General features: G+C 33.2%; 5 protein-coding genes and 1 pseudogene. 5 read left to right on the top strand and 1 reads right to left on the bottom strand.

All coding sequences use genetic code 11. The features are described 5' to 3' along the window. Window positions 1-13 precede the first annotated feature (13 nt). The 5 genes from ELQ12_RS08285 to ELQ12_RS08310 are packed head-to-tail and all read left to right on the top strand — an operon-like array spanning window position 14 to window position 5264. Window positions 14-727, top strand: coding sequence for a molecular chaperone TorD family protein (locus ELQ12_RS08285; protein WP_072223684.1), 714 nt, complete (start codon window positions 14-16; stop codon window positions 725-727). After that, complete coding sequence (locus ELQ12_RS08290) at window positions 702-893, top strand: twin-arginine translocation signal domain-containing protein (RefSeq protein ID WP_002851537.1); 192 nt, start codon at window positions 702-704, stop codon at window positions 891-893. The genes ELQ12_RS08285 and ELQ12_RS08290 overlap by 26 nt, the downstream gene beginning before the upstream one ends. After that, window positions 893-3697 carry a formate dehydrogenase subunit alpha gene (locus tag ELQ12_RS08300; RefSeq protein ID WP_079264263.1) on the top strand — a complete coding sequence of 935 codons (2805 nt, stop codon included), beginning with the start codon at window positions 893-895 and terminating at the stop codon, window positions 3695-3697. The genes ELQ12_RS08290 and ELQ12_RS08300 overlap by 1 nt, the downstream gene beginning before the upstream one ends. Continuing rightward, entirely contained in the window at window positions 3694-4335 is a 642-nt protein-coding gene (fdh3B, locus tag ELQ12_RS08305; RefSeq protein WP_002851264.1) for a formate dehydrogenase FDH3 subunit beta, read from the top strand. The genes ELQ12_RS08300 and fdh3B overlap by 4 nt, the downstream gene beginning before the upstream one ends. Further along, window positions 4332-5264, top strand: a complete 933-nt coding sequence (locus ELQ12_RS08310; protein ID WP_002862161.1) for a formate dehydrogenase subunit gamma — start codon at window positions 4332-4334, stop codon at window positions 5262-5264. The genes fdh3B and ELQ12_RS08310 overlap by 4 nt, the downstream gene beginning before the upstream one ends. Window positions 5265-5884: 620 nt before the next feature. Here the strand turns inward: ELQ12_RS08310 and ELQ12_RS08315 are convergent. After that, window positions 5885-6142 (bottom strand): annotated as a pseudogene (locus tag ELQ12_RS08315) (autotransporter outer membrane beta-barrel domain-containing protein); the annotation flags it as partial.

Below are 6142 nucleotides of genomic sequence, written 5' to 3' on the forward strand. Positions count from 1 at the left end.
AAATTTTGAATGCATGGGGGCTTTAATGGATTTGGAAAAATTAAGATTAGCTAGAAGTCTTTATTATCAATGTCTAGGAGAGCTTTTTGTTTTTTCATTTTCTGAAGAAAGATTGTCAAAATTACAAGAGTATTTAAAGACAATGCAAGAATGTTTATTTGATGAAAATTTAAAATCAAATTTTGATATCTTGCTTAAGCATTTAGATGATGAAAATTCTATACAAGCATTTTTTAAAGAATACGATTTGCTTTTTTTAAGTCTTAAAAACAGCATTCCAACGACTTTTTCTTACATAGAAGAAGGTTTTGAAAATTCAAATCCTTTACTTTGTGTGCGTCAAATTTTAGTCAAAAGTAAAATAAGACGCAATGAAAAATTTTTTAAAGAAAGTGAAGATAGTGTTGGATTTTGTTTATTGTTGATGAGTGAATTTTTAAGGCAAAATGAAGATGATTTAGCCAAAGAGCTTTTTGAAAAAGTGATCAATAAAAGCATTGATGAGTTTTTAGGCGATGTTTTCATGAATAAAAATGCGAATTTATATAAGGAAATTGCAAGTATTGCATCGGTTTTTACGGAATTTGAAAGACTTTGCTTTGAAGTGGAAAAACCTGCAAAAATAAATTCTAAAAAAGTGCAAAACGATCTATCGCGTTCAGAATTTTTAAGAAGAGAAGCAAATAAACAAAGGAGGACTCGTGAAAAATCGCAGGGAATTTCTTAAAAAATCTGCTTTTGCCTTAGGGGCTGCTGGAGTGCTTGGTAGCACAACTTTAGCTCTAGCTAAAGATGAAGAAAGAAAAGATTTGGTTAAAGGTAAAAGTAAGAAAAAAGAAGTGCTTTTTCAAAGAAGTGCTAATTGGGAAAATTATTATATAAAGGCTGAGTAATGTCAAGTGTAGGTGAAAATATCAAGCTTACGCGTCGTTCTTTTCTTAAAATGGCAGCACTTTCAAGCCTAGCAACACCGTTGCTTGCTAGAAGTGAAACTTTAAGAGAAGCGAGTGCTGATGAGCTTAAAGAAGCTTATGAAGGTAGTAAAAAAGTAAAAACAGTTTGTACAGCCTGTTCTGTAGGCTGTGGGATTATTGCAGAAGTGCAAAATGGTGTTTGGGTGCGTCAAGAAATTGCTCAAGATCATCCTGTGAGTTCAGGTGGACATTGCTGCAAGGGATCTGATATGATCGATATGGTGCGTTCACATGTGCGTTTAAAATATCCTATGAAAAAAGAAAATGGAGAATGGAAACGCATAAGTTATGAGCAAGCTTTAAGTGAGATCGGAGAAAAACTAGCTGCTTATCGTAAAGAAAATCCTGAAAGTGTTATGTTTTTAGGTTCTGCAAAACTTAATAATGAACAAGCTTATTATATAAGAAAATTTGCAGCGTTTTTTGGAACGAACAATGTAGATCATCAAGCTAGAATTTGACACAGCGCAACAGTCGCCGGTGTGGCGAATACATTTGGTTATGGCGCTATGACAAACCATCTTGGAGACATTCAAAGAAGTAAATGTATCATTATCATTGGGGCAAATCCAGCGGTAAATCATCCTGTGGGTTTTAGACATTTCTTAAAAGCAAAAGAAAAAGGTGCAAAGCTTATCGTTGTAGATCCTAGATTTACAAAAAGTGCGGCAAAAGCGGATATTTACGCAAGAATTCGTCCAGGAACTGACATTGCTTTCATGTATGGAATGTTAAAAATCATCTTTGATGAAGGCTTAGAAGATACAAAATATCTTGATGAAAGAGTTTTTGGAATTGATAAAATTCGTGAAGAAGCAGCAAAATGGACAGCTGAAGAGGTGGAAAATGTTACAGGGATCTCTAAAGAACTTTTGGTGCAAATCACTCACGAAGTAGCTAAAAACAAACCAACTACGCTTATTTGGGCTATGGGTTTAACTCAACACACTGTAGGAACTTCAAATACACGTTTAGCACCTATTGTGCAAATGGTACTTGGAAATATAGGTAAATTTGGTGGTGGAGTTAATATCTTACGCGGACACGATAATGTTCAAGGTGCTTCAGATATGGCTTGTTTGAGCGAAAATTTACCAGGTTATTATCCTTTAAATGAAGCGACTTGGAGATACTATGCCAAAATTTGGGGTGTGGATTATGAGTGGCTTTTAGGAAATTTTGTAAGTAAAGATTGGATGCATAAAACTGGACTTTCACTTGCTAGATGGTGGGCAGCGGCTTTAAATGGAAAAGATGGAAATGATGCTATCGATAACGCAGGAACGCCTTTAAAAGCTTTAGTAGTTATGGGAAATGGTATCACTTCGACTGCACAACAAGCTAAGGTTAAAGAAGGTTTGGAAGCTTTAGAGCTTTTAGTTTTAGCCGATCCTTTTGTAAATGAAGCAGGGATTATCGCAGAAAGAAAAGATGGAATTTATCTTTTACCTGCAGCAACACAGTTTGAAACAAGCGGAAGTGTAACAGCTACAAATCGTAGCGGACAATGGAGATTTAAAGTTGTAGATCCACTTTATGAAAGCATGGAAGATCAAGAAATTTTATTTGAGCTTGCTAAAAAATTAGGCTTTTATGAAGACTTTACTAAGACTTTACGCGATGAAAAAGGTGAGATTGTTTGGCCTGAAAATGCAACAAGAGAAATTGCAAAAGCAGTTAGAAGTATAGGACTTAATGGTTGGAGTCCTGAAAGGCTTAAAAAGCATACTTTATACTGGGATAAATTTGATGAGGTAACTTTAGAAGGAAAAGACGAAGTTGCTGGCGAGTATTACGGGCTTCCTTGGCCTTGTTGGAGTGATAAGCACCCAGGTTCTCCTGTACTTTATAATACCGACATTGAAGTAGCAAAAGGTGGTATGGGCTTTAGAAATAATTTTGGACTCGAGTATGAAGGAGAGAGTTTACTTGCTAAAAATGCACCTTTAAATTCACCTATTGATACAGGTTATCCACAAATTACTAAAGATAATATAGAAAAAGTTTTAGGCATTACTTTAAGTGCCCAAGAAAAAGAAAAAATGGGATCAACTTGGTCTTATGATGATAGCAATATCATAGCAACTAAATGTATAGAAAAAGGCATAGTTCCTTATGGAAATGCTAAAGCTAGAGCTGTAGTTTGGACTTTTAAAGATAAAATTCCACTCCACCGTGAGCCTTTACATTCTCCAAGAAATGATTTGGTGCAAAAATATCCAAGTTTTGAAGATCAAAAAGCGCTTTACCGCGTGGATACTAAATTTGTGTCTGTGCAACAAGCTAAGGATTATTCTAAAGAATTCCCGCTTAATCTTGTTACCGCAAGACTTGTGAATTTAAATGGTGCAGGTATGGAAAATAGAGCATCTATGTATCTAACGCGTTTAACACCTGAAATGTTTTGTGAGATCAATCCTGAATTAGCAAAAGAGCAAGACATTAAAGCAGGAGATATGATTTGGGTGCATTCTCCAGAAGGCACTAAAATTCATGTAAGAGTGAAGGTTAATCCAGGTGTAGCAAAAGATATGATTTTCTTGCCTTTCCATTTTACAGGAGTTATGCAAGGCGTGGATTTAACGCACAATTTCCCAGAAGGAACTAAGCCTTATGCAAGCGGAGAAAGTGCTAATACGGTAACAAATTATGGTTATGATATTATGTGTCAGATTCCAGAGACTAAAGGTGGGCTTTGTAGAATCAGTAAGGATGGAAAATGAGTAAGGTAAATTTTGCAAATTTAGAAAAAGAACGCTTGAAATTCTTTTGTGATAATGAGCGTTGTATTGATTGTAATGGTTGTGCGGTAGCTTGTGATGAAGCACATGAGCTTCCTATTCATATTCGCCGCCGCCGTGTGATTACTTTAAATGAAGGAATTCAAGGAAAAGAAGTTTCAACTTCTATTTCTTGTATGCATTGTGATGATGCTCCTTGTTCTATCGTTTGTCCTGTGGATTGTTTTTACATCCGTGCTGATGGTATCGTTTTGCATGATAAAGAAATTTGCATAGGTTGTGGATATTGTCTTTATGCTTGTCCTTTTGGTGCACCACAATTTCCAAAAGATAGTGTTTTTGGAAATAAAGGCATTATGGATAAATGTACTATGTGTGCAGGTGGCCCTGAAGCAACGAATTCAGAAAAAGAAAGAGAACTCTATGGTCAAAATCGTATCGCAGAAGGAAAAGTTCCTGTATGTGCTGCGATGTGTTCGACAAAAGCACTTTTAGTAGGTGAAAGTTCTAAAATAGAAGAGATTTATCACAATAGATTGATGAATAGAAATTATGGCATTCCAAATCCTTCGGAAAGTTTGGAATGGAAGATTGCTTACACAGGAAAGGAACGCTTATGAGAAAAGTATTTGTAACGCTTTTATTAAGCGTAGTGAATTTATTTGCTTATGGTAGCGAGAGAATGGGACAAGATACTCAAATTTGGGATTTTCATCGTATTACAAATATCCCAAATTATGATACTTTTGGCAAACTTTGGACAACTTTGCAAGGTGAATATATAGCTACTATAGCTTTAATCGCTGTTATTGCGGTATTATCTGCATTTGCTTTGCATTATATGGTTATAGGACCTAAGCAATTTTCACACGATGGAAAGAAAATTTATGCTTTTACATTATTTGAAAGACTTTTTCATTTTATCGCGGCAATTTCTTGGGTGATTTTAGTGCCAACTGGTTTTGTGATGATGTTTGGGGCGACTTTTGGAGGCGGACTTTTTGTAAGGGTTTGTAAAAATTTACATGCTTTTGCAACGGTTTTATTTATCATCTCTATAATCCCTATGTTTTTATGGTGGATTAAAAGAATGCTTCCTGCAAGTTATGATATCAGATGGATGATGATAGTAGGTGGTTATTTAAGCAAAGTAAAACGTCCTGTACCTGCAGGTAAGTTTAATTTTGGTCAAAAATCTTGGTATTATATTGCTGTTTTTGGTGGATTTTTGATGATAATTACAGGCGGATTTATGTATTTTCTTGATTTTAATTCCACGGCAATTCAAGGTCTTTTTGGTTTAACTCAAATTGAACTTTTAAGAATTTCAGCTATAGTGCATAATTTCTTGGGTATAGTGTGTGCAGTATTTTTTGGTGTGCATATTTATATGGCAGTATTTGCAATCAAAGGCAGTATCCATTCTATGATTAGTGGTTATAAAGAGGAAGAAGAGGTTTATATTTTACATTCTTATTGGTATAAAGAATTAAGCAATAAAAAACAAATTGAACCTAGTTTTTCTTATGATCCTAATGTAAAAATTTAATTTTTTATTAATCTCTCTTAGTTTAAGAGAGATTTTTAAATTTAAATATTTATAAAATTCTTATACTTAAATTCGATATTTTATATTAAGAGCTTTTTTTCATTAATAAAATAAGTTTAATTAAATTAGATTTTTATTTTGGGGTGAGATTTGATCTAGGCTAAACTCTCTCCAAAGCCTAGTAAGAATTTGTGTTTAAAGATTGACTAAGTAAGGTTTTAACATATTTTATTGTTTGATTAAATTAGCTATAAGAATAAGAACAATTAAAGCAATTATAAATATTGTTCTTTAATCATTCTAATCTCCATAAACACTAGGTTTTTTAAACTTTAGCATTTTTTATCTTTTTTTATTAAGGAATATTATTAATTTTTAAGATGTTTTTAAATTTAGTCAAAGTAAAAGTGATTAAAAATATTTTAAAATAAATTTATTTCTAATTTAATTTCTTAAAAACATTTACATTTTAATCTACACTGCGTAGTAAAAAAGCGTGTTTGTTATATCTCTTTTAATCCTATGCACGGCAGAGATTGCCGTACTATATAGGTTAAAACTTTGAAATTCTTGTGTTTTAACAAGAATTTCGTTGTAAAGAATTCTCAAAAAGTTTAAGATTAAAATTTATACTTAAGTCCTACTTGACCACTTAAGTAAGTTTCATTTTTATTATCTACTTTACCTGCTAGTATTTGTTTAGCACCAAAGCCAAGATTCATACTGAGTTGATTTGTAAAATCTACATTACCCCCTACGATAATTTGTCCATATGTTTTTTTCTTGTTGTTGGCTTCTACGCTAGTAAAGAAAGCATTATTTATAGCTAAATTAGCTGTGTAATCATCACCCCTATTGATAACAAATTGTTCTATTTT

The sequence above is a fragment of the Campylobacter sp. US25a genome, from assembly GCF_004379075.1.
GTDB classification, from domain to species: Bacteria; Campylobacterota; Campylobacteria; order Campylobacterales; family Campylobacteraceae; genus Campylobacter_D; species Campylobacter_D jejuni.

Bases quoted from the DNA above. Each gene is read 5' to 3' on its own strand.
- ELQ12_RS08285 (WP_072223684.1), top strand. From the start codon at position 14: ATGGGGGCTTTAATGGATTTGGAAAAATTAAGATTAGCTAGAAGTCTT.
- fdh3B (WP_002851264.1), top strand. From the start codon at position 3,694: ATGAGTAAGGTAAATTTTGCAAATTTAGAAAAAGAACGCTTGAAATTC.
- ELQ12_RS08310 (WP_002862161.1), top strand. From the start codon at position 4,332: ATGAGAAAAGTATTTGTAACGCTTTTATTAAGCGTAGTGAATTTATTT.